The organism is Lysobacter koreensis (assembly GCF_042677045.1).
In the GTDB taxonomy this organism is placed as follows: Bacteria; Pseudomonadota; Gammaproteobacteria; order Xanthomonadales; family Xanthomonadaceae; genus Lysobacter_K; species Lysobacter_K koreensis.
Map to the genome: position 1 here is coordinate 1,029,987 of NZ_JBHTIH010000002.1, position 21,946 is coordinate 1,051,932.

Sequence of the window (21,946 nt, forward strand, 5' to 3'; positions counted from 1 at the left end):
GGGTCAGGCGGCCTGGATCGAGTCTTCCGGGCGACGTTCGAGCACCTGGTCGATCAGGCCGTACTCGCGGGCAGCCTCGGCGCTCTTGAAGTTGTCGCGCTCAGTGTCGCGGGCGATGGTTTCCAGCGCTTGGCCGGTGTGTTTGGACAGCACTTCGTTGAGGCGCTGGCGCAGCGCCAGGATCTCGCGCGCCTGGATCTCGATGTCAGTCGCCTGGCCCTGCGAACCGCCGGACGGCTGGTGGATCATCACCCGTGAATTGGGCAGCGCATAGCGCTTCCCCTTCGCGCCCGAGGCCAGCAGCAGCGCGCCCATGCTGGCCGCCTGGCCGATGCAGATCGTGCTCACGTCCGGGCGGATGTACTGCATGGTGTCGTAGATCGCCATGCCCGCAGTGACAACGCCACCGGGGGAGTTGATATACAAGCTGATGTCCTTCTCGGGGTTCTCGGCCTCCAGGAACAGCATCTGCGCCACGATCACGTTGGCGACATGGTCGTCGACACCACCGACCAGGAAGATGACCCGCTCCTTGAGCAGCCGCGAATAGATGTCGTACGCGCGCTCGCCGCGGCTGGTCTGTTCGACCACCATCGGCACGAGGTTCAAGGCTTGGGTTCGGTTCATCTCAACGGCACCTGTGGCTGACGTGATGGCAAGGTCCGGTCAACTTGGGGCCGACAGGACCGTGGCGCAAGAGGCGCGACGTGTTGCGAGTTCAGAACTTGGCTATGCCAATCGCTTACGGGCGGATCGCCTCGCTGAACGACAGCGCCTGCTCGGTGTGCGAGGCGCGCTCGGCGATCCAGTCGATCACCTGCTCCTCCATCACCCGCGACTGCAGGCCCGCCATCAGCTGCTGGTCGTTGCGATACAACTCGATGACCTGCTGCGGCTCTTCGTAGGTCGAGGCGATCAGCTTGAGGGTCTCGCTGACGCGCTTGGAATCGAGCATCAGCTGGTTGCGGCGCGCGATCTCGCCCACCAGCAGGCCGACCAGCACGCGCTTGCGCGCCGGTTCCATGAAGGTCAGGTGCGCATCGGCCGGGACGTCGATCTGGCGGCCCTGGCGACGCGCCTGCTCAACGGCCTGCCGCGCCATGTCGCGGGCCTCGCCCTCGACCAGCTTGGGCGGCATCTCGACGTGCGCGTAGGCGGCGATCAGCTGCTCGCCGACTTCGCGGCGCAGGCGCGTCATCAGCGCGCCCTTGAGCTCGCGCTCGAGGTTGCTGCGGATGTCGGCGCGGAACTGCTCGGCATCGCCACTCTTGATGCCGAAGCTCTTGATGAAGCCGGCATCGATCTCCGGCAACTCCGGCTCCGAGACCTTGGTCGCCTTGAGGTGGACTTCCACGCTACGCCCGGCGAACTGCGGCACGCGCCAGTCGGTCGGGAATTCGATCTGCGCCTGCTTCTCGTCGCCGGCCTTCATGCCGACCAGCGCCGCTTCGATCGCCGGGAACATCGCGCCCGAACCGAGGACGGTCGCGCCGCGCTCGATGCCCTCGGCGGGCAGGCGCTCTTCGCCGGCGACCGACCAGGTTTCCAGCTCGACCGCGTCGCCTTCCTGCGCCGCACGCTCGACGGCGTTCCAGCTGCGGCGCTGCAGGCGCAGGTTCTCGACCATCGCATCGATGTCGGCATCGCTGACTTGCGCGGTGTGGCGGACCACGTTGAGCTTGGCGACGTCGACGTCACCGAAATCCGGCACGACCTCGAACGTGGCGACGTAAGCCAGCTCCTGGTCCGCGGCCGGCACGATCTGCGGGTTGCCGGCGATCTGCAAGGATTCCTGGCGCACCGCGCTGCTGAAACCTTCGCGCAGCAGCCCGTCGAGGACTTCGGCACGAACCTGCGGGCCGAAGCGCTGCTCGATCACCTTGGCCGGCACCTTGCCGGGGCGGAAGCCCTTGATCTTGGCGCCGCGGGCGATTTCGCGCAGGCGGCCACCGACCTGGCTTTCCAGGCGGTCGGCCGGGAGGCTGAAGGTCAGGCGGCGTTCGAGGGCGCCCAGCGATTCGACCGACACACGATTTTCTACAGCTGGCATATCCCACTCCTGCAACCGTGGCATTGCGCCCCGGCACGATGTTGATGATCTGGCTGGCCGCCGGCGACGTACGAAAGCTCCGTCGCCCTGCCAGCGGAACGGGCTAGTTTCGCCGATTACGTGGCGCGCTGCCAGCGTTGGGTGCGGCGCGGTCGGCTTGAGCGAGAGAAGGCCGATATCCACGGAAGGTACGGCGCTCGCGAACGCTCGTTGGGCCCGCCGGGCCTTTGGTTTTCTACCTGGGTTGGTGCGAAAGGCGGGACTCGAACCCGCACGCCTTGCGGCACTGGTACCTAAAACCAGGGCGTCTACCAATTCCGCCACTTTCGCGATGCCATGCCCGCCTGTTCATGCTGCCCGGGCGGGTCGGGCGCCGAAATTCTACGGCGTGGGGGTACAAAAGAAAAAAGCACCTGGCAAGCCAAGTGCTTTTTCGATTTGGTGGGCCGTCAAGGATTCGAACCTTGGACCTATTGATTAAGAGTCAACTGCTCTACCAACTGAGCTAACGGCCCCAAGAGATAAATTGTAGCAAAAAACAAAACTGGGGTGGAAGACGGGATTTGAACCCGCGACCCCCGGAATCACAATCCGGTGCTCTAACCAACTGAGCTACATCCACCATAGACCCTGAAAACTTGCATCGAACACGAACTGCATCGAAACCGGTGGCGCGCCCGGCAGGAATCGAACCTGCAACCACCGGCTTAGAAGGCCGGTGCTCTATCCGGTTGAGCTACGGGCGCCAGCGTACATCTTAACTGACGCCTCTACCCAGCTTAAGCGGATGGTCGGGGCAGAGGGATTCGAACCCCCGACCCTCTGGTCCCAAACCAGATGCGCTACCAGACTGCGCTATGCCCCGAAACCGGGTCTTTCGTTGCGCACCAACGCCGCGAAAGGTCGGCCATTCTGGGCGTCCGTGCGGTAGCTGTCAACGCGAGGATGGCTATGCGCGATACTCGAATGGCCAGATCCAAGCCGGGGTCACGCCGGCTGCAGCTGCGGCCGGGCCGTGGGCCACAGCATCGCGAGCACGGCGACCGCACCCAGCAGCCAGCTGTAATGCACGCTGCCAGCCAGGGCGATCGGCGAGACCGCGCCCAACGATGCCGCCAGCAGGATCTGGGCGCCGTATGGCAGCACGCCCTGGGTCACGCAGGCGAAGATGTCGAGCACGCTTGCCGCGCGCGCGGGCGGCACGCCGTGCTCCTGGGCGATGTCGCGCGCCAGCCCACCGCTGATGAGGATGGCCACCGTGTTGTTGGCGGTGAACATGTCGGTCGTCGCCGACAGCGTCGCGATGCTGATCTCGCCCGCGCGGCGGCTCTTGTGCCCGCGCGCGAACCGACCAACCACACTGGCCAGCCAAGCCAGGCCGCCGGTGGCCTTCATCAGTGCGCCCAGCCCGCCGACCAGCAGCGACAGCAGCAGGATCTCGACCATGCTTTCGAAGCCGGCCCAGATGTCGCCGGCGTACGCAGCCACCCCGAAATCCACCGCGAAAAGTGCGCCGAACACCCCGGCCAACACCAGGCCCGCGCCCAGCACCAGGATCACGTCGAGCCCCGCCAATGCCAGTCCCAGCACCACCAGGTACGGGACGATCAGCCAAGGCGAGACGGCATCCGGGGTCTCAACCGGCGCCGTCTCGCCCAGCAGCCCCAACACCACCAGGGTCAGCACCGCCGCGGGCAAGGCCAGCTTAAGGTTGGCCTGGAACTTCTCGCGCAGGCTGCACCCCTGGGTGCGGGTGGCGATGATCGCGGTATCGGAGATCAACGAAAGATTGTCGCCGAAGGTCGCGCCGCCGATCACCGCGCCGAGCACCAGCACGCGGTCCAGCCCGGAGGCATCCGAGACGCCCAGCGCGATCGGCGCCACCGCCGCGATCGTGCCCATCGAGGTGCCCAGCGACAGCGAGATGAAGCCGGCGACCAGGAACAGTCCCGGCAGCAGCAACGCCGGATGCACGTGGCCGATGCCCAGCGAGACGATCGCGTCGACCGCGCCGATCGCCTTGGAGACCTCCACGAAGCCGCCGGCGAGCAGGAAGATCAGGCACATCAGCACCACGTTGGGGTCGCCCATCCCGGACAGCAGCGTATCCAGCGCCTTGATCCCGCGCCGGCGGGCGATGAACGCCGCCAGCGCCAGCGCGGGCAGGATCGCGACCGGCGCGCGCAGCTGGTAGAAGCCCATCGCCTCGCCGTGCGCGGTGAAATACAGGCCGGCGCCGAAGAACAGTGCCAGAAACACCAGCAGCGGCGTCAGCGCCACCCCACTGGGCCGCACCTGCGCAGGCAAGCCTCCGCCGGAGGGCGTCGCGTTGTTCATCGCTCTATCCGAATGAAATTCAGTCCCGGATATTGCGGCGCAGCATCGAGGCTGTCGAGCCGATCCACGGAACGCCGGCATCCGATCCGTGGCACCAACGACGAGCCGATGCGTTTCGGGTACGCAAGAGATCAGGCCGCGAGGCCGGCGGATCACACCCGGCTGGCGATCGCCTTGGCGAACGACATGGTGGTGCCGCTGCCACCCAGGTCCGGGGTCAGCGAATCCTTGGCCTCGAGCGTGGCGATGATCGCCGCGCGCAGGCGCTCGGCCTTCTCCGGCTGGCCGATGTGGTCGAGCATCTGCGCCGCGCCCAGCAGCAGCGCGCACGGGTTGGCCTTGCCCTGCCCGGCGATGTCCGGCGCGGTGCCGTGCACGGCCTCGAAGATCGCCGCGTCGGTGCCGATGTTGGCGCCCGGGGCGAGGCCCAGCCCGCCGACCAGACCCGCACAGAGGTCGGAGATGATGTCGCCGAACAGGTTGGTGGTCACGATCACGTCGAACTGCTCGGGACGCATCACCAGCTGCATGCAGGTGTTGTCCACGATCATCTCGTTGCACTCGATGTCGGGGTACTCGGCGGCGACCGCGCGCGCCGTCTTCAGGAACAGGCCCGAGGTCGACTTCAGGATGTTGGCCTTGTGCACCACGGTGACCTTCTTGCGGCCGATGCGGCGGGCCATGTCGAACGCGTAGCGGACGATGCGCTCGGAGCCGCGGCGGGTGACCTTCTGCTGCAGCAGCGCGGTCTCGCCGTCCTCGGACAGCGACTGGCCTTCGCCGATGTAGGCGCCCTCGGTGTTCTCGCGCACCGTGATCAGGTCGACGCCCGACGGGAAGCGCGACTTGGTGTTCGGGAACGACTTGGCCGGGCGCACGTTGGCGTACAGGTCGAAGCGCTTGCGCAGCTCGACGTTGATCGAGCTGAAGCCCTCGCCGACCGGTGTGGTCAGCGGACTCTTGAGCGCGATGCGGGTCTTGCGGATCGAGTCCATGGTCGCCGCGGGCAGCAGCTCGCCGTGCTTCTCCAGCGCGACCAGGCCGGCATCGGCGAACTCGTACTGGAGGCCCAGCTGCATCGTGTCGAGCACGTGCAAGGTGGCGTCCATGATTTCCGGGCCGATGCCGTCGCCTCGGATGACCGTGATGGTCTGCGTCATTAGGGGATTCCCAGCTGATGGGCGCGGCGTGCCCCGGGGAATCGGGAGTACGGCGCCGGATGGTTAGCCGGAGAATTATGCCGGAAGCGGCTGCGTGCTGCAGGTGCGGGGCAACCAGACCACGCTCGAAGCCCGCCCTAGCGGGCTGTTCATCGGTTCAGCCGTGGTCGTGTCCGGCCGGTGCAGCGGCCTCGCCTTGCTCGAGCTGGTCGAGGAAGTCGACCGCGCGGCGCAAGTGCGGGATCACGATCGAGCCCCCGACCACCAGCCCGACCGAGAAGGTCTCGAACATCTCGGCGCGGCTGACGCCGGCGTCCTTGCATTGGGCGACGTGGTAGCTGATGCAGTCGTCGCAGCGCAGGACCAGCGACGCGACCAGCCCCAGCAACTCCTTGGTCTTCACGTCGAGCGCGCCGGCCTGGTAGGTCTGGGTATCAAGCGCGAAGAAGCGGCGCACGACTTGGTTGGGCTCGGCGAGGATGCGCTCGTTCATGCGCTGGCGAAACGCGGTGAATTCCGCGATCCGGTCGACCTCGCCCGACGTATAGGCAGCGCTCATGCGATGCCCGCCAGCAGCGGCTCGAGGCCGCCGGCCCGGTGCAACGCGATCATGTCGTCGTAACCACCGACGTGGGTGGTACCGATGAAGATCTGCGGCACGCTGGTGCGCTTGGTGAGCGCCTGCATGTCGCCGCGCGCGGCCGGGTCCAGGTCGATGCGGACCTCGGTCCAGGTCTGGTTCTTGCTCTTCAGGAAGTTCTTGGCGGCGATGCAGTACGGGCAGATCGCGCTGGTGTAGATGACGATGCCGGGGGACGGACTCCCGGGGCTCACGGGTGCTGATTCGCTCAAAACAATCTCCGGGGTGAAACTCATCGGGAACGCTGGGGTCGAATATGGGCCAGCACCCGCCGCTTTTCCAGCCCGGGACACGCAACGCTGCCTCTCACGTGCGTGACGGAAGGCTTAAACAGCCGTTCACGTGCCACCGTTCACCTTGGCGTGGTCGCAGCCGCAGCGCGACTGCCCCGCCCGTCCGAAGGGAATTCCGCTTGCGCCGCATCGCCCTGCTCTCCGCTGCCGTCACCCTTGCCGTCGCCAGCGTCTGTGCGCCCGCCCAGGAACCGCGCCTGCCCGACATCGGCTCGTCGGCCGGCGAACTGATCACCCCGGCCCAGCAGCAGGAGTACGGCGCGATGCTGCTCGCACAGCTGCGCCACTACGACTACCTGCTCGAGGACCCGCTGCTGGACAGCTGGCTCGACACGCTCGGCAGCCGGCTCTCGGCCAGCAGCGCCCAGCCACGCCAGCCGTTCACGTTCTTCATGCTGCGGCAGCGGCAGATCAATGCGTTCGCGACGCTCGGCGGCCACATCGGCGTCAACGCCGGGCTGGTGCTGGCCGCGGACCGCGAGGACGAGGTCGCGGCGGTGATGTCGCACGAAATCGCCCACGTCACCCAGGAGCACGTGCTGCGCGGGGCCGAACGCGCCCAGCGCGACCAGTTGCCGATCCTGCTGGCGATGCTCGGCGCGATCGTGGTCGCGCAGTCGGCCGGCGGCAGCTCCAGCAACGAGGCGTCGCAGGCCGCGATCATGTCGGCGATGGGCCTGATGCAGCAGCGCCAGATCGATTACACGCGCTCCAACGAGTCCGAGGCCGACCGCCTCGGCATCCAGACCCTGTCGCGCAGCCACTACGACCCGGCCGCGATGGCCGGCTTCTTCAACAAGATGCTGACCCGCTCGCGCAGCAACGCCGCCAACTGGTACGGCGAGACCCCCGACTACCTGCGCAGCCACCCGGTCACCACCACCCGCATCAGCGAGGCCAAGGAGCGCGCCGAGCAGCTCGGACGCACGCCGGGCGGATTCCTCGGCGTCGACGCGGTCAGCGACAACCCACTGCTACCCAGCGGGCTGCAGGTGTCGGGCAAGGCCCTGCTCGGCGGGGGCACCGGCCAGTTCGACTACGCCCGCGAGCGCCTGCGGGTACTCAGCGCCGATACCCCGGCGCTGGCGATCCGCGAGTACCAGCGGTTCGAGAGCGCCGGCAAGCTCAGCGACGCGCAGCGATACGGGCTGGCACTGGCGCGGCTGCAGGCGAACCAGGCCGGAGCCGCGGCGAGCGGGTTCGCGCCGCTGCTGGAGCAACACCCCGGCGACCTGTGGCTCACCCTGGCGCTGGCCGAGGCCGAAGCGCGCAGCGGCAAGGCCGCGGCGGCCGATGCGCGTTTCGAATCGCTGCTGCGGCAGACTCCGAACAACCGACCGGTGGCGCTGACCTACGCGCGCGTGCTGGCCGAACGCAACACGCCGGCCGCCGGCAAGCGTGCGCAGGCGATCCTGCGGCCGCTGATGGGTGCCTCGGCGCAGGACGCGGTGTTCCAGAAGGTGTTCGCGCGCGCCAGCGAGATCGCCGGCGATCCGATCCGCGCCGGCGAGGCCTATGCCGAAGCCGCCTACCTCAGCGGCCGGCCCGAACAGGCGCTGGTGCAGCTGAACACGCTGAAGAAGCGCGCCGAAGTCGATTACTACGCGCGCGCGCGGATCGAGGCGCGGATCGCGGCGATCACCCCGACCGTGCTGGAACTCAAGCGCCAGGGCATCCGCGACGAGGACCTGCGCCGGCGGTAGGGCGGGTTTCAACCCGCCATCGTGCCGGCGCCGGATTGCGAGGAATCGGGGCTTCGAATCGACATCCACCGGTCCGGCACACCGAGCATGGCAATGGCGGGTGGAAACCCGCCCTGCGCGAACCCGGGGCCACTCGGCACGACGATGACACCCGTGTCGCAATGTCACCGACATGTCACAAAACGGTAGTGTACTGGCGCGGCTTCAAGGATCCCCTCAGTCTCTCCCCCGGTGACCGTGTGCAGAAGCGCATCCTGATCGTAGAAGACGAACCCGCCATCCGCGACATGGTCGCCTTCGCCCTGCGCAAGGGCGAGTACGACCCGGTCCACGCGGGCGACGCGCGCGAGGCGCAGGCCTCGATCGCCGACCGGGTGCCCGACCTGATCCTGCTCGACTGGATGCTGCCCGGCATCAGCGGCCTGGAACTGGCACGCCGCTGGCGCAAGGAATCGCTGACCCGCGAGGTGCCGATCATCATGCTGACCGCGCGCGGCGAAGAGAACGACCGCGTCGGCGGGCTCGAAGCCGGCGTCGACGACTATGTGGTCAAGCCCTTCTCCGCGCGCGAGCTGCTCGCGCGCATCCGCGCGGTGCTGCGCCGCTCGCGCGAGGACGACGAGGACGGCAGCGTCGGCGTCGGCGCGCTGCGCATCGACGGCGCCGCGCACCGGGTGTTCGCGCGGCTCGACGGGGTCGACCAGCCGGTGCAGATCGGCCCGACCGAGTATCGCCTGCTGCATTTCTTCATGACCCACCCGGAGCGCGTGTACTCGCGCACCCAGCTGCTCGACCACGTCTGGGGCGGCAGCGTCTATGTCGAGGAGCGCACCGTCGACGTGCACATCCGCCGGCTGCGCAAGACGCTCGAACCGCACCAGATCGACGGCATGGTGCAGACCGTGCGCGGCGCCGGTTACCGCTTTTCCGCATCGGCCGAAGCGTGATCGCGTCCGGCGGGCGGGCAGCGACGCCCCGCGCGCCGCGGGAAGTCCCCCGGATGGACGCCCGCGATGACCCCGGCAACGGCGCAAGCCGCTAAATTGTCTGCCATGCCCCCCCGCGCCCGCTCCGCCTGGTTCCGTACCCTCGGTCAGCTGGCCCTGATTCTGGCCAGTGCTGCCGTGGCCGGCGTGCTGGTCGGCCATCCCTGGCCGGTGGTGACGCTGGCCGCCTTGGGCGTGGTTGCCTGGCACTACTGGAAGCTGCGCAACGTGCTGCTGCGCCTGACCGCGCGCCAGCGCCTGGCGCCGCCACTGGGCGAAGGGGTGTGGAACGAACTCGACCGCCTGCTCTACCGCAGCCAGGCCGAGATGCGCGGCCGCAAGCGTCGCCTGGTCGAGATGCTGCGGGCTTACCGCGCCGCCGCGGCCGCGCTGCCCGATGCGATCGTCGTGGTCGACCGCAACAGCCAGCGCGTGCAGTGGTTCAACGAGGCCACTACGCCGCTGCTCGGCCTGCGCTACCCGCGCGACATCGGCTCGCCATTGGTGCAACGGCTGCAGCCGTTGCCGATCGCGCACTGGCTCGCGGCCGGCCGCAACGCCGAACCGCTGGAGACGCTGTCGCCGCTGAACCCGGCGATCAACCTCAGCCTGCGCCTGATCCCCTATTCCGAGAACCTGTGGCTGCTGGTCGCGCGCGACGTCAGCCGGCTGCTGCACCTGGAGCAGATGCGCCGCGATTTCGTCGCCAACGTCTCGCACGAACTGCGCACCCCGCTGACCGTGGTGCACGGCTACCTCGACATGCTCGACCCGGCCGAACATCCCGACTGGGCGCCGATGCTGGCCGAGATGCAGCGCCAGTCGCAGCGCATGACCCAGCTGGTCGAGGACCTGCTGATGCTGTCGCGGCTGGAGTCGACCGACACCCTGCCGGCCGAGGAAACCGTGGCGATGTCGTCGATGCTCAGCACGCTGCGGCGCGAGGCGCTGGCGCTGGGCCAGAACCGCCACGAGGTCAGCGTCGAGGATTCGGCCGGCGTCGACCTGTGGGGCTCCAACAAGGAACTGCACAGTGCGTTCTCCAACCTGGTCGGCAACGCGGTGCGCTACACCCCGGCCGGCGGCACGATCCGCATCGCGTTCCGTCGCGAGGGCGCCGGCGCGGTGCTGGAAGTGGTCGACAGCGGCTACGGTATTCCCGCCGCACACCTGCCGCGCATTACCGAACGTTTCTATCGCGTCTCGACCAGCCGCTCGCGCGAAAGCGGCGGCACCGGCCTGGGACTGTCGATCGTCAAGCACGTGCTGAACCTGCACCAGGCGCGGCTCGACATCGCCAGCGAGGTCGGCCGCGGCAGTACCTTCTCCTGCCACTTCAGCGCCGAGCGCCTGCGCCGGCGCGACCACATCGAGCAGACCGCATGACCGCCCCGATCGAACCCGGCCGCCTGACCCCGCGCGACCCCGCCGACAGCGACCCGCTGCGCGACCCGGCGCTGTACTTCAACCGCGAACTGTCGCAGCTGGACTTCAACTTCCGCGTGCTCGCGCAGGCGCAGGACCCGCAGGTGCCGCTGCTTGAGCGCCTGAAGTACCTGTGCATCTCCTGCACCAACCTCGACGAGTTCTTCGAGATCCGCGCCGGCACCCTGCGCCATGCCCAGGACCTCGGGCTGCCGGCCGGCCCGGACGGGCTGGCCCCGGCCACCGCGCTGTCGCGCATCCACGACAGCGCCGCGGACCTGGTCGCGGCGCAATACGCCTGCTGGAACGACGTGCTGCGGCCGGCGCTGGACGAGGCCGGCGTGCGCGTGCTGCACCGCGATGCCTGGAACGCGAAGCAGACCCGCTGGCTGCGCGCCTACTTCCGCGACGAGATCATGCCGGTGCTGTCGCCGCTGGGCCTGGACCCGTCGCACCCGTTCCCGAAGATCCTCAACAAGTCGCTGAACATCGTGGTCGTGCTCAAGGGCCGCGACGCGTTCGGCCGCGCCGGGCACCTGGCGATCGTGCGCGCGCCGCGCTCGCTGCCGCGCATCATCCAGATCCCGGAGAAGGTGTCCGGCGGCCCACACGATTTCGTGTTTCTGTCGGCGGTGCTGTCGGCGTTCGTCGACGAGATGTTCCCGGGGATGGAGGTCAAGGGCGCGTACCAGTTCCGCGTGACCCGCAACTCGGAGCTGCTGGTCGACGAGGAGGAAGTCGAGAACCTGGCGCTGGCGCTGCGCGACGAACTGGTCGGCCGCGGCTACATGCGCGCGGTGCGGCTGGAGATCGCCGAGCAGTGTCCTAAGCCGATCGTGCGCACCCTGCTGGACAACTTCGACCTCACCGAAAACGCGGTCTACCGCATCAACGGCCCGGTCAACCTCAACCGCGTGATCCAGGTCTACGACCTGGTCGCGCGCCCGGACCTGAAGTTCCCGCCGTACCAGCAGCGCGTGCCGTCGGGCACCGAGGCGATGTTCGAGCGCGTCAGCGAAGGCGACATGCTGCTGCACCACCCGTTCGAGGCGTTCTCGCCGGTGCTGGAGATGCTGCGCCAGGCCGCCGAGGACCCGAACGTGCTGGCGATCAAGCAGACCCTGTACCGCTCAGGCAAGGACTCGCCGATCGTCGAACAGCTGGTGCAGGCCGCGCGCAACGGCAAGGACGTCACCGTCGTCGTGGAACTGCGCGCGCGCTTCGACGAGGAGGCCAACCTCGGCTTTGCCGACCGGCTGCAGGAAGCCGGCGTGCAGGTGGTGTACGGCGTGGTCGGCTACAAGACCCACGCCAAGATGCTGCTGATCGTGCGCCGGGAGGGCCGCAAGCTGCGCCGCTACGTGCACATGGGCACCGGCAACTACCACTCCGGCACCGCGCGCGCGTACACCGACCTCGGCCTGATCACCGCCGACCCCGACATCGGCAACGACGTGCACCTGATCTTCCAGCAGCTGTCCGGGCATGCGCCGACGCTCAAGCTCAAGCGCCTGCTGCAGGCGCCGTTCACGCTGCACGCCGGGGTGCTCAAGCGCATCGATCGCGAGACCCGCCACGCGGCTGCCGGCAAGCCGGCGCGGATCGTCGCCAAGATGAATGCCCTCAACGAACCGCAGGTGATCCGCGCGCTGTACCAGGCCTCGCAGGCCGGCGTGCAGATCGACCTGATCGTGCGCGGCGCGTGCACGCTGCGCCCGGGCGTGCCCGGGGTGTCGAACAACATCCGGGTGCGTTCGATCGTCGGCCGCTTCCTCGAGCACCACCGCGTGTACTGGTTCGGCAACGACGGCGAGCCGGACCTGTTCTGCGCGAGCGCCGACTGGTTGGAGCGCAACCTGCTGCGCCGCGTCGAGACCGGCTTCCCGATCCTTGAGCCGGAGATTGCTGCGCGCGTCTACGACGAGGCGCTGGCGAACTACCTGGCCGACAACACCCAGGCCTGGGAGCTGCAGGCCGACGGCAGCTACCGCCACGTGCAGCCCGGCGACGACGCGATGCCGCACTCCGCCCAGGCGTCGCTGTTGGCGAAGATTTGTGGATAGGCGATCATTCCGCGGATGAATGGACTCCTCCACACCGCCCGGCTGCCCTTGCAGGACGGTGACCTGCTCGCCGCGGTCGACCTGGGGTCGAACAGTTTCCACATGGTGGTGTCGCGCTACGTGCTCGGCCAGCTGCGCACGGTCGACCGCCTGCGCGAAACGGTACGCCTGGCCGAAGGCCTCGACGGCAAGGGCGGGCTCGACCCGGCAGTGCGGCAGCGTGCGTTCGATTGCCTGTCGCGCTTCGGCCAGCGCGTGCGCGACATTCCCTCGCAGCGCGTGCGCGCGATCGCGACCAACACCGTGCGCCGCCTGAAGGAACCGCAGGCATTCCTGATGCCGGCCGAAAGCGCGCTCGGCCACGCGATCGAAGTCGTCGCCGGCCGCGAGGAGGCGCGCCTGATTTACCTGGGCGTGGCCCACGCGCAGCCGCCCAAGGACGGCCACCTGCGCCTGGTGATGGACATCGGCGGCGGCTCGACCGAATGCATCATCGGCGCCGGCTTTGAGGCGATCGAGCGCGAGAGCCTGCAACTGGGTTGCGTGGCGACCACGCGCCGGTTCTTCGGCAACGGCAAGCTGTCGCGCAAGCGCTGGAACTCGGCGCGGGCCGAAGTCAGCGCCGAGTTCCAGCAGTTTTCCGGTGCTTACCGCACGCTGGGCTGGGATGAGGTGCTCGGCTCGTCGGGCACGATCAAGGCGATCGGCGAGATCTGCGCGGCGATGAAACTGACCAAGGGCGCGATCAGCGCCGAGGCACTGCCAGTCGTGCGCGACCGGCTGCTGCAGGCCGAGCGCATCGACGCGATCGACCTGCCCGGCCTGTCCTCCGAACGCCGGCCGGTGATCGCCGGCGGCATCCTGGTGCTGGAGGCGGCGTTCGACGCGCTCGGCCTGAAGCGGATGATGGTCAGCAAGGCGGCGATGCGCGAAGGCGTGCTGTACGACATGCTCGGCCGCGGCGGCGCGCACGACCCGCGCGACGCCTCGGTGGCCGCGCTGGTGGAACGCTACGGCATCGACCGCGCCCAGGCCGCGCGCGTGGAAGCCACGGCGCTGCGCCTGTTCGACCAGGTCGCCGACCATTGGCACCTCGAGGACGACGACCGCCTGATGCTGGCCCGCGCCGCACGCCTGCACGAGCTCGGCTTGGCGATCGCGCACAGCCAGTACCACGTGCACGGCGCGTACGTGATCGAGCATTCCGACATCGCCGGCTTCTCGCGCCAGCAGCAGCAGTTCCTGGCCGCTCTGGTGCGCACCCACCGCCGGGGCATCCCGAAGTCGGCGTTCGACGCCCTGCCCGACCGCCTGCTCGCGCCGGTGCGGCGCAGCGCCGCGCTGCTGCGGCTGGCGGTGTTGTTGCACCGCGCGCACGAGGCCGATCCGATCCCCACGCTGGATGCGCGCGCCGACGGCAATGCGCTGACGCTGGGCCTGGCCCGGCGCTGGCTGGAGGCGCGGCCGCTGCTCAAGGCCGATCTCGACGGCGAGCCCGAGGACATGGCCGACCTGGGCGTCACGCTGGATTTCAGCGCGAACTGAAGACCGCCTCCGTGCGGTAGCGCAAAGTGCCACCGACGCGCCAACCCCGCAACCGCGTGAGCAGCGACTGAGCAAGCGCGTCGACCAGCACGATCGGCCGCGGTCACGCGGCGGTCACGGCCACGACACTTCGGGGACACACCCGCGGCCCACCCTGCAGCCACCAGGCAGCTTGGGGACAGCCGCGCATGCGCTACGCCATCGTCACCGAGACCTATCCGCCGGAGGTCAACGGCGTCGCGCTGACCGTGCAGGCGCTCGAGCAGGGCCTGCGCGCGCGCGGCCACGAGGTCGCGCTTATCCGCCCGCGGCAAGCCGACGAAACCCAAGGCAGCGCGCACGAACTGCTGGTCCGCGGCGCGCCGCTGCCGCGCTACCCGGGCCTGCGGCTCGGACTGCCGGCGACCCGCAAACTTGCCGCGTGCTGGCAGGTCGAACGCCCCGATGCGATCTACGTCGCCACCGAAGGCCCGCTGGGCTGGTCGGCGCTGCGCGCGGCGCGGCGGCTCGGCATCCCGGCCGCGACCGGCTTCCACACCCGCTTCGACCAGTACATGCGCGACTACGGCGCCGCGTTCCTCGCGCAGACCGCGCTGCGCTGGATGCGGCGTTTCCACAACGGCGCCGACGCGACCATCGTGCCGACCCGCGAGCTGGCGCAGCTGCTGGTCGACGAAGGCTTCGAGAACGTGCTGCGGCTGCCGCGCGCGGTCGATACGCAACTGTTTGACCCGGCGCGACGCGACCCGGGCCTGCGCGCGCAGTGGGGCGTCGGCGAAGAACAGCCGGTGGCGATCTACGTCGGCCGGATCGCGCCGGAGAAGAACCTCGGCTTGGCGGTGCGCGCGTTCCGGGCGCTGCAGGCCCAACGCCCGGACGCGCGCTTCGTCTGGGTCGGCGACGGCCCGGCGCGCGAAAAGCTGCAGCACGACAATCCCGGCTTCATCTTCTGCGGGGTGCAGCGCGGCGAGGCGCTGGCGCGCCACTTCGCCAGCGGCGATCTGTTCGTGTTCCCCAGCCACAGCGAAACCTTCGGCAACGTGACCCTGGAGGCGATGGCCAGTGGGGTGCCGACCATCGCGTTCGACTACGGCGCCGCTCGCGAGCACCTGCGCGACGGTGTGCACGGCGCAGCGATCGCCGACGGCGATGATTCCGGCTTCATCGCCGCGGTGGCGCGGATCGGTAGCGATGCGCCGCAACGCGCGGCGATGGCCCGCGTCGGCCGTGAGGCGATCAGCGGCCTTCGCCCGGAACAGGTCGCGGCGGACTTCGAAGCCCTGTTGCAGGGCCTGGTCGAGGCGTCCTTCGACACGAAGAGGCAGCGCAATACGCTCGCTTCCGCTCAGGATGATCGGGAGGCGGTATGAATCGGCTGCCGTGGCGTAACCGCTTCAACGCCGGCGATTCGGGCTGGTGCCTGCGCGCGAACCGGGTCTGCGAACGCGGCGGCTCGCGGGTGTACTTCGCGGCGATCAGCCGGCTCGGCGACGGGATGTTCTGGTACGCGCTGATGGCGGCGCTGGTCATCGCCGACGGCATGGCAGGGCTGGTGGCCTCGGTCCACCTGGCCGTGACCGGCGTGATCGCGCTGAGCTTGTACAAGGGACTCAAGCGCTGGACCCGGCGCCCGCGGCCGTTCGCGTCCGACCGCCGCATCCACGCCTGGGTCGCGCCGCTGGACGAGTTCAGTTTTCCCTCGGGCCACACCCTGCACGCGGTCGCGTTCTCGCTGGTGGCCGCGGCCCATTACCCGGCGCTGGCGTGGCTGCTGATTCCGTTCACCGCCAGCGTCGCGGTGTCGCGCGTGGTGCTGGGCCTGCACTACCCCAGCGACGTGCTCGCCGCGACCGCGATCGGCAGCGCGTTGGGCGCATTGTCGCTGTGGCTGGTGCCTGGGGTGTCGCTGTTCGTCTGACCGTGTTGTCCGTCCGGGCTCCCTGCGGCAGCGCGACGTCAGTCGCGACCCGAATGCTTCACATCACGACCGACCTCGCTCCCGCGACAGCAGCGGCCGGGGCATCGAATGGCACGACCCGCGCCCGCGCCACGCTGGGGAAATACTGGCTGGCCCAATCGCGGTCGTTAAGCACCTGCGCCTGCCCACGAGTTGCCTCCAGCGCCGCGAAATCCAGCGTCGCGGTCGCCCAGCGTTGCTGGCCACGGGTCTGCACCAGCATCCCGTCGCACGGCAAACCCACGTCCATCGGCGCAATCAGCGCCGCCTCGCCGGTACCGACGTCCAGCACCGGGCTCCACGGCGCCACGCCTGCGCTCACGGCCTGCGCGACGAAGCAGCGGTTCTCCAGCGCACGCGCCATGCAACCCACGCGCACGCGGGTCGCGGCGGCGTCCGAGCCAGTGCAACTGGGCACCAGCAGCAGGCGCGCGCCCGCTTCGCACTGCGCGCGTACCGGCAGCGGGAACTCGCTGTCGTAGCCGGCCGCGATGCCGGCGCGGACCCCGGCGATCTCGAGCACTTTCAAGGCGTCGCCTGGCTCGATCACGCCGGCCTGTTTCTCGAATCCGTCCAGCCGCAGCTTGTCCTGCCAGGCGTGGCTGCCGTCGGGCGCGAACGCATAGCTGCGGTTGCGGTAGCGGCCACGACCGGTAGCAAGCAGAAAACTGCCGGCAACGATGTGCAGCCTCAGTTCGCGCGCCAGCAAGCCGAACAGCTCCAGCCACGCGCCGTGGTACGCCTGCGTCGCTGCCAGGCACGCATGCAGGTCGCCGTGGGTCGCCGCATCGAAGGTCGCGCCCAGTTCCAGCGACAGGTACTCGGGCAGCACCGCCAGCTGCGCGCCGGCCGCGCGCGCCTCGCCGAGCCACTGCGCCTGCTTGTCGGCAAAGGCGGCGAAGTCCGGCAGTTCGACCGGGGTGCCGATCACGTACTTGGCGACCGCCACTTTCATTGCTGCGCTCATTGGTCAGGCTCCAGAATCGAGGTGAATCGCAAGACATGCGGTGGCTTGTCGCCGGTAGCCGGCGACGACCACGACCGCAGGCGCCACCGCCCACGGTCGCGACCGCCACGACTTCAAACGCGCGCCAGCGGCCGGCTCCCGGCGATGGCGTACCAGTCGACCTTGCGTGTCACCAGCATCAGCGTGGCGAGGATGAAGAACAGCAGGCCGGCGCCCATCACCAGCGCGTTGTCCTCCGACACCAGCAGCCCGTACAATGCGCCGTACAAGGTCGCCAGCATCGCCGCGAAACCGACCCCGCGCACGACCGAGCGCAACACCGCGCTGAGGTAGAAACCCAGCAAGCCGATGCAGGCGATGCTCGCGGCCAGGTACGCCCACGCGAACTCGATGTGTTCGCTAAGGCTGACCAGCAGCAGGAAGAAGATCGCCAGCGACAAGCCCACCAGGCCGTACTGGATCGGGTGGATCGGCAGCTGCTTGATCAGCTCGAAGATGAAGAAGCCGACGAAGGTCAGCAGCACGAACAGCAGCCCGTACTTGCTCGCGCGATCGGCCTGCGAGTAGATGTTGACCGGCTCGACCAGGGCCACGCTGATTGCGTCGAGGCCGCTGGTGCCCGCGGCGTCGCGGCCGGACGCCTCGCCCAGCGCCGGCAAGTTGCGGCCATCGAGGTACTGGCGCTGCGCGTTGCTGGCCACTGACGCCACCTGCCAGGTCGCATCGAAGCCCTGCTTGCCGACCTCGCGCACGCGTGGCAGGAAGCTGCCGCCGAACTTCGGGTGCGGCCAGCTGGAACTGATCGCGAACGTGTTGCCCTTGCCCAGCGGCACCAGCGCCAGCGATTCGGTGCCGCCCAGGGTGAAGTCCAGCTGCGTCTGCAGCGCGAGCACCTGGCCCGGGCGCGGCGCGGGCAGGCGCGCATGCAGGCCGGCGCCGTCGCGGCTGCCCAGCCCTTCGACGACGGTCACGGACACGCCGTCGATGCGCAGCCTTGGGGTGGTCATCAGTCCACGCACGTCGGCGATCCCGTAGCTCAGCCACGGCCGGCCGATCCTGCGCGCGCTGTCGGCCGAGTCGAGCGGAATGGTCACGTCGAAGCGCGCGGCCGCACTGGCCTTCCACTCGTAGACGCGGACCTCGTGCAGGCCGCGCTTGCGGGTGCTCGGGGTGAGCGGTCCGCGCACGTCGAGGCTGGTCGGGAAGAAGGTCCAGTGGCGGGTGCGCTCGCGGCTGACCTTGCGCACGATGTTGTACCGGTCGGCCTCCTCGACTTCGACCGTCTGCGTGTACGGCACCACCAGCACCGGACCGGCGAACGCCTGCGCGCCGGCGTAGCTGCGCGCGATGTCGGCCACCGCCTGTGCGCGGTACTGCTGCCGCTCGTGGATGGTGCCGCGGATCATCGTCAGCGGCACCAGGATCGCCAGGGTCATCCCCAGCACCAACAACACTTTCAACCAGAGGCGCATGTCCAACTCCTGTATTGGCAACAGGCGTCAGCGTCGACGGGATCGGTGCGGGGACGATGGCGCAACGGTGAAGCGAGGGTGAAGTCGACGCCGGCCCCCCGCCGCGTTGTGCGTCAACGCAGCGGCAGCACCAGGCTGGCGATCGCGCCGCCTTCGGTGCGGTTGGCCAATACCGCCCGGCCGCCGTGCAAGGCCGCGACCTCGGCCACGAAGCACAGCCCCAGCCCGCTGCTGCGGCTGCCACCGGCCGGGCGCGGCAACGAGTAGAAACGCTCGAACACGCGCGGCAACGCGTATTCCGGCACGCCGGGGCCGCGGTCGGCCACCTCGATGCGCAGTTCGTCGGCGTGCGCTTCGAGGCGCAACTCGATCGGTTCGTGGGCGGGCGAGAAATCCGCGGCGTTCTCGATCAGGTTGACCAGCGCCTGGCGCAGCAGGAACGCGTCGCCGTGCACGCGCGGCAAGCCCGCCGCGGCGCCGATTAGCAGCGTGAGCTGCGCCTGCGCCAACCGCGGTGCGCACTGCGCCGCCGCGTCGTGCGCCAATGCGGCGATGTCGAGAGACTCGGGCTGCTCGAGCCGTTGCCGGTGCTCGACCTCGGCCAGCGCCAGCAGCTTGTCGATCATCTGCGCCAGCCGCTCGCCCTGGCTGCGGATGATGGCGATGAAGCGCGCGCGGTCGGCCTCGGCCATCCCGTGCGCGCCACCGGCCTGTGTCTGATCGGCATGCTCGAGCAACTCGGCGCTGCCGCGGATCGCCGCCAGCGGGCTTTTCATTTCGTGGGTCAGCGCGTGCACGTACTGCTCGACGTACTGCTTGCCTTCCAACCGCGCGCGCATCGTTTCAAGCGCCTGGCCGAGCTCGCCGAACTCGCCGACCGCCTTGGGCGGGACCGCGCGTTCGCCGGCCGTCACCGCGCTCGCATAGCGGCGCAGCCCGCCCAACTGGCGCGACAGCCACCACGCGGCGAACAAGCCGACCAGCAGCGCCGCGCCCATCAGCACCCCGCCCCAGCGCAGCACCACCGCCTGGCTGCGCGCGATGAACGGGGCGATGGTGCTGTTGGGCTTGGCGACGGTCAGCACGCCGACGATGCGCTGCTCGGCGTCGCGGATCGGCGCGGCGACATGCATCACGGTGGACTCGGGGTCCTTGGGATCGCTGCGGGTCGAACGCGCGCCGTAGCGCCCGCGCAGCGTCAGGTACACGTCGTTCCAGCGCGCGTAGTTCTTGCCGAGGTCGCCGCCGCGGCCGTCGACGCTGTTGCTGTCGAACACCACGATGCCGCGCGCGTCGGTGACGTAGATGCGGTAGTTGGAGGCGCGCTTGCCGAAGCCCCAGATCGCCGCGCCGAAGTCGCGCCCGCGCAACGCGCGCACGTGCCGGGCGAAGCGGCCGTCGTTGATGCGCCCGGCCAGCAGGTCGTCGCTGGCCAGCTCGGCCAGCACGTTGGCGCTGTCCACCAGAGTGTCTTCCATCGCCTGGCGCACGCCGGGCTTGACCTCGGCGACGAACACCCGCGCCAGCAGCAGCGCCGCAAGCGCGACGATCAGGAAGTAGCCGAGGAAGATCCGCAGGCCGATGTTCATGGCGGCTCAGTCGACGTCGAGCGAGTAACCCAGACCGCGGTGGGTGCGGATCGGGTCGGCGTCGTTGGCGACCTCGTGCAGCTTGGCGCGCAAGGTCTTGACGTGGGTGTCGACGGTGCGGTCGCCGCTGTCGAGGGTGTCGCCCCAGACCCGGTCCATCAGCTGCGCGCGCGACAGCACCGCACCGGGCCGCTGCAGCAGCGCCGCGAGCAGGCCGTACTCGTAACGGGTGAGATCCAGCGGCTGGCCGCGGTAGCGGATGCGCCGGCCTTCGGCATCGTGCTGGAAACGCATGACCCCGTCGGCCGCCACCGATACCGGCCCACGCCGCAGCACCACGCGCACGCGCGCGGCCAGCTCGCGCGGGGAGAACGGCTTGGTCACGTAATCGTCGGCGCCGATCTCCAGGCCGAGGATGCGGTCGGCCTCGGCGCCCTGCGCGGTCAGGAAGATCACCCGCAGCTCGTCGCCTGCGACCGGCTCGATCCGGCGCAACTCGCGGCACAGCGCGAAGCCGCCGATGTCGGGCAGCCCGACATCGAGGATCGCCAAGTCGAACCGCTCGCTGCGCACGCGTTGCAGCGCCTCGCCGCCGGTCAGGCAGTGCACCGCCTCGAAGCCTTCGGCGCGCAGCGCGTACAGCACCGTCTCGGCGATCGCGGATTCGTCTTCGACTAGCAGGATGCGGGGCATTCGTGGGCTTTCGGCGGGCCGGAACTGGCCGGTTTGGGGCGCGGCCCAGCATAGCGGGCTACCCTATGCGCATGAACTACCGCCACGCTTTCCACGCCGGCAACCACGCCGACGTCCTCAAGCACGTCGCCCTGCTGGCGATCTGCGACGCGCTCACGGCCAAGCCGGCGCCGGCGTTTGCGCTGGATACCCATGCCGGGCGCGGGATGTACGCGCTCGACGGCAACTCGGCGATGCGCACCGGCGAGGCCGAGGGCGGCATCGCCCGCCTGTTCGCCGAAGCCCCCAAGCACCCGGCGATCACCCGCTACCTGGCCGCGATCAAGGCCTGCCGCGCGGCCCACGGCGGCGCCAGCTACCCCGGTTCGCCGTGGCTGCTCGCGCACGCGCTGCGCGAGCACGACCGCATCGCCGCCTGCGAGCTGCAGCCCGAGGAAGCCGGCCAGCTGCAGGCCAACTTTGCCGGCGACCCGCGCATCGCGGTGCACGCGCGCGACGGTTACGCCGCGATCAAGGCGCTGCTGCCGCCGAAGTTCGGCGCCACCAAGATCAACCGCGGGCTGGTGCTGGTCGACCCGCCGTACGAGGCGCAGCTGGAGGAGTTCGACACCGCGATCGGCGCGCTGCGCGAGGCGTTGGCACGCTGGCCGCAGGCGACCTACGTGCTGTGGTACCCGATCAAGCTGCGCCGCTCGCTGCAGCCGTTCTACCGGCGCGCCGAGGCGATCCCCGCCAAGTCCTCGTTCGTGGCCGAACTGCTGGTGCGTCCGGACGACTCGCCGCTGCGCATGAACGGCAGCGGCCTGCTGGTGCTGAACCCGCCGTGGCAGCTCGACCAGACGCTGGGACCGGCGCTAAAGCAACTGACCACCGCATTGGGTGAAGCCGGTGCGTCGTCGCGACTGGACTGGTTGAAATCCGAAAGCTGACATGCCGGCGGCCGTCGAGTGGTTCGAACCGGCAGCGTAGGGCGGGTTTCAACCCGCCTCCCCGCCGCTACGCGATCGCGAGGAGTTGCGTAGACGCCGACTTCGCGGGAACGCGGGGATGGCGATGGCGGGTTGAA

Annotated in this window: 18 protein-coding genes and 5 tRNA genes; 8 read left to right on the forward strand and 15 right to left on the reverse strand. The window is 69.3% G+C overall.

The window, feature by feature from the left end:
• Window positions 1-3: 3 nt before the first annotated feature.
• The 11 genes from clpP to grxC all read right to left on the reverse strand — a co-directional run bounded on the left by clpP (window position 4) and on the right by grxC (window position 6,381).
• Entirely contained in the window at window positions 4-627 is a 624-nt protein-coding gene (clpP, locus tag ACFQZQ_RS05190) for an ATP-dependent Clp endopeptidase proteolytic subunit ClpP (protein ID WP_386811585.1), read from the reverse strand.
• A gap of 115 nt (window positions 628-742) precedes the next feature.
• Entirely contained in the window at window positions 743-2,050 is a 1,308-nt protein-coding gene (gene tig, locus ACFQZQ_RS05195; RefSeq protein WP_386811586.1) for a trigger factor, read from the reverse strand.
• 245 nt (window positions 2,051-2,295) lie between these two features.
• A tRNA-Leu gene (locus tag ACFQZQ_RS05200) sits at window positions 2,296-2,380 on the reverse strand.
• Window positions 2,381-2,489: 109 nt separating this feature from the next.
• Window positions 2,490-2,565, reverse strand: a tRNA-Lys gene (locus ACFQZQ_RS05205).
• 30 nt (window positions 2,566-2,595) lie between these two features.
• Window positions 2,596-2,672: transfer RNA gene (locus tag ACFQZQ_RS05210), tRNA-His, on the reverse strand.
• Window positions 2,673-2,719: 47 nt separating this feature from the next.
• Window positions 2,720-2,796: transfer RNA gene (locus ACFQZQ_RS05215), tRNA-Arg, on the reverse strand.
• Window positions 2,797-2,838: 42 nt separating this feature from the next.
• Window positions 2,839-2,915: transfer RNA gene (locus ACFQZQ_RS05220), tRNA-Pro, on the reverse strand.
• Window positions 2,916-3,037: 122 nt separating this feature from the next.
• Complete coding sequence (locus tag ACFQZQ_RS05225) at window positions 3,038-4,387, reverse strand: Na+/H+ antiporter NhaC family protein (RefSeq protein ID WP_386811587.1); 1,350 nt, start codon at window positions 4,385-4,387, stop codon at window positions 3,038-3,040.
• A gap of 152 nt (window positions 4,388-4,539) precedes the next feature.
• On the reverse strand, window positions 4,540-5,547 hold the full coding sequence (locus ACFQZQ_RS05230) for an isocitrate dehydrogenase (RefSeq protein WP_386811588.1): 1,008 nt from the start codon (window positions 5,545-5,547) through the stop codon (window positions 4,540-4,542).
• A 157-nt stretch (window positions 5,548-5,704) separates the two neighbouring features.
• Entirely contained in the window at window positions 5,705-6,106 is a 402-nt protein-coding gene (locus tag ACFQZQ_RS05235) for a carboxymuconolactone decarboxylase family protein (RefSeq protein WP_386811589.1), read from the reverse strand.
• Window positions 6,103-6,381: a glutaredoxin 3 gene (grxC, locus tag ACFQZQ_RS05240; protein ID WP_386811590.1), complete on the reverse strand. Its 279-nt coding sequence runs from the start codon at window positions 6,379-6,381 to the stop codon at window positions 6,103-6,105. The genes ACFQZQ_RS05235 and grxC overlap by 4 nt, the downstream gene beginning before the upstream one ends.
• Window positions 6,382-6,599: 218 nt before the next feature.
• Here grxC and ACFQZQ_RS05245 point away from each other — a divergent pair, with 218 nt between their 5' ends.
• The 7 genes from ACFQZQ_RS05245 (at window position 6,600) to ACFQZQ_RS05275 (ending at window position 16,120) form a co-directional block, all read left to right on the forward strand.
• Entirely contained in the window at window positions 6,600-8,183 is a 1,584-nt protein-coding gene (locus ACFQZQ_RS05245; protein ID WP_386811591.1) for a M48 family metalloprotease, read from the forward strand.
• Window positions 8,184-8,422: 239 nt separating this feature from the next.
• The gene (gene phoB / locus ACFQZQ_RS05250) at window positions 8,423-9,130 is read left to right on the forward strand and encodes a phosphate regulon transcriptional regulator PhoB (protein ID WP_386811592.1); all 708 of its coding nucleotides are present in this window, start codon (window positions 8,423-8,425) and stop codon (window positions 9,128-9,130) included.
• Between the two features lie 105 nt (window positions 9,131-9,235).
• Window positions 9,236-10,555: a phosphate regulon sensor histidine kinase PhoR gene (gene phoR, locus ACFQZQ_RS05255; protein ID WP_386811593.1), complete on the forward strand. Its 1,320-nt coding sequence runs from the start codon at window positions 9,236-9,238 to the stop codon at window positions 10,553-10,555.
• Window positions 10,552-12,657 (forward strand): polyphosphate kinase 1, encoded by a 2,106-nt coding sequence (gene ppk1, locus ACFQZQ_RS05260; protein WP_386811594.1) that lies wholly within the window; start codon window positions 10,552-10,554, stop codon window positions 12,655-12,657. The genes phoR and ppk1 overlap by 4 nt, the downstream gene beginning before the upstream one ends.
• Before the next feature lie 15 nt (window positions 12,658-12,672).
• Window positions 12,673-14,202 carry an exopolyphosphatase gene (ppx, locus tag ACFQZQ_RS05265; protein ID WP_386811595.1) on the forward strand — a complete coding sequence of 510 codons (1,530 nt, stop codon included), beginning with the start codon at window positions 12,673-12,675 and terminating at the stop codon, window positions 14,200-14,202.
• A gap of 188 nt (window positions 14,203-14,390) precedes the next feature.
• A complete protein-coding gene (locus tag ACFQZQ_RS05270; protein WP_386811596.1) occupies window positions 14,391-15,572 on the forward strand; it encodes a glycosyltransferase family 4 protein in 1,182 nt (393 codons plus the stop codon).
• On the forward strand, window positions 15,569-16,120 hold the full coding sequence (locus tag ACFQZQ_RS05275) for a phosphatase PAP2 family protein (RefSeq protein WP_386811597.1): 552 nt from the start codon (window positions 15,569-15,571) through the stop codon (window positions 16,118-16,120). Before ACFQZQ_RS05270 ends, ACFQZQ_RS05275 begins: the two co-directional genes overlap by 4 nt.
• A gap of 58 nt (window positions 16,121-16,178) precedes the next feature.
• On the opposite strand, the gene ACFQZQ_RS05280 is transcribed toward ACFQZQ_RS05275, so the two are convergent.
• The 4 genes from ACFQZQ_RS05280 to creB all read right to left on the reverse strand — a co-directional run bounded on the left by ACFQZQ_RS05280 (window position 16,179) and on the right by creB (window position 20,880).
• Complete coding sequence (locus ACFQZQ_RS05280) at window positions 16,179-17,114, reverse strand: nitrilase-related carbon-nitrogen hydrolase (protein ID WP_386811671.1); 936 nt, start codon at window positions 17,112-17,114, stop codon at window positions 16,179-16,181.
• A 125-nt stretch (window positions 17,115-17,239) separates the two neighbouring features.
• The gene (creD, locus tag ACFQZQ_RS05285; RefSeq protein WP_386811598.1) at window positions 17,240-18,598 is read right to left on the reverse strand and encodes a cell envelope integrity protein CreD; all 1,359 of its coding nucleotides are present in this window, start codon (window positions 18,596-18,598) and stop codon (window positions 17,240-17,242) included.
• A 113-nt stretch (window positions 18,599-18,711) separates the two neighbouring features.
• The gene (gene creC / locus ACFQZQ_RS05290; protein ID WP_386811599.1) at window positions 18,712-20,187 is read right to left on the reverse strand and encodes a two-component system sensor histidine kinase CreC; all 1,476 of its coding nucleotides are present in this window, start codon (window positions 20,185-20,187) and stop codon (window positions 18,712-18,714) included.
• A gap of 6 nt (window positions 20,188-20,193) precedes the next feature.
• The gene (gene creB, locus ACFQZQ_RS05295; protein WP_386811600.1) at window positions 20,194-20,880 is read right to left on the reverse strand and encodes a two-component system response regulator CreB; all 687 of its coding nucleotides are present in this window, start codon (window positions 20,878-20,880) and stop codon (window positions 20,194-20,196) included.
• 71 nt (window positions 20,881-20,951) lie between these two features.
• Here creB and ACFQZQ_RS05300 point away from each other — a divergent pair, with 71 nt between their 5' ends.
• Window positions 20,952-21,809 carry a 23S rRNA (adenine(2030)-N(6))-methyltransferase RlmJ gene (locus ACFQZQ_RS05300; RefSeq protein WP_386811601.1) on the forward strand — a complete coding sequence of 286 codons (858 nt, stop codon included), beginning with the start codon at window positions 20,952-20,954 and terminating at the stop codon, window positions 21,807-21,809.
• The last annotated feature ends 137 nt before the right edge of the window (window positions 21,810-21,946 follow it).

Coding starts and splice junctions, on each gene's coding strand:
- clpP (WP_386811585.1), bottom strand. CDS start 627: ATGAACCGAACCCAAGCCTTGAACCTCGTGCCGATGGTGGTCGAACAG.
- tig (WP_386811586.1), bottom strand. CDS start 2,050: ATGCCAGCTGTAGAAAATCGTGTGTCGGTCGAATCGCTGGGCGCCCTC.
- ACFQZQ_RS05225 (WP_386811587.1), bottom strand. CDS start 4,387: ATGAACAACGCGACGCCCTCCGGCGGAGGCTTGCCTGCGCAGGTGCGG.
- ACFQZQ_RS05230 (WP_386811588.1), bottom strand. CDS start 5,547: ATGACGCAGACCATCACGGTCATCCGAGGCGACGGCATCGGCCCGGAA.
- ACFQZQ_RS05235 (WP_386811589.1), bottom strand. CDS start 6,106: ATGAGCGCTGCCTATACGTCGGGCGAGGTCGACCGGATCGCGGAATTC.
- phoR (WP_386811593.1), top strand. CDS start 9,236: ATGCCCCCCCGCGCCCGCTCCGCCTGGTTCCGTACCCTCGGTCAGCTG.
- ppk1 (WP_386811594.1), top strand. CDS start 10,552: ATGACCGCCCCGATCGAACCCGGCCGCCTGACCCCGCGCGACCCCGCC.
- ppx (WP_386811595.1), top strand. CDS start 12,673: ATGAATGGACTCCTCCACACCGCCCGGCTGCCCTTGCAGGACGGTGAC.
- ACFQZQ_RS05270 (WP_386811596.1), top strand. CDS start 14,391: ATGCGCTACGCCATCGTCACCGAGACCTATCCGCCGGAGGTCAACGGC.
- ACFQZQ_RS05275 (WP_386811597.1), top strand. CDS start 15,569: ATGAATCGGCTGCCGTGGCGTAACCGCTTCAACGCCGGCGATTCGGGC.
- ACFQZQ_RS05280 (WP_386811671.1), bottom strand. CDS start 17,114: ATGAAAGTGGCGGTCGCCAAGTACGTGATCGGCACCCCGGTCGAACTG.
- creD (WP_386811598.1), bottom strand. CDS start 18,598: ATGCGCCTCTGGTTGAAAGTGTTGTTGGTGCTGGGGATGACCCTGGCG.
- creC (WP_386811599.1), bottom strand. CDS start 20,187: ATGAACATCGGCCTGCGGATCTTCCTCGGCTACTTCCTGATCGTCGCG.
- creB (WP_386811600.1), bottom strand. CDS start 20,880: ATGCCCCGCATCCTGCTAGTCGAAGACGAATCCGCGATCGCCGAGACG.
- ACFQZQ_RS05300 (WP_386811601.1), top strand. CDS start 20,952: ATGAACTACCGCCACGCTTTCCACGCCGGCAACCACGCCGACGTCCTC.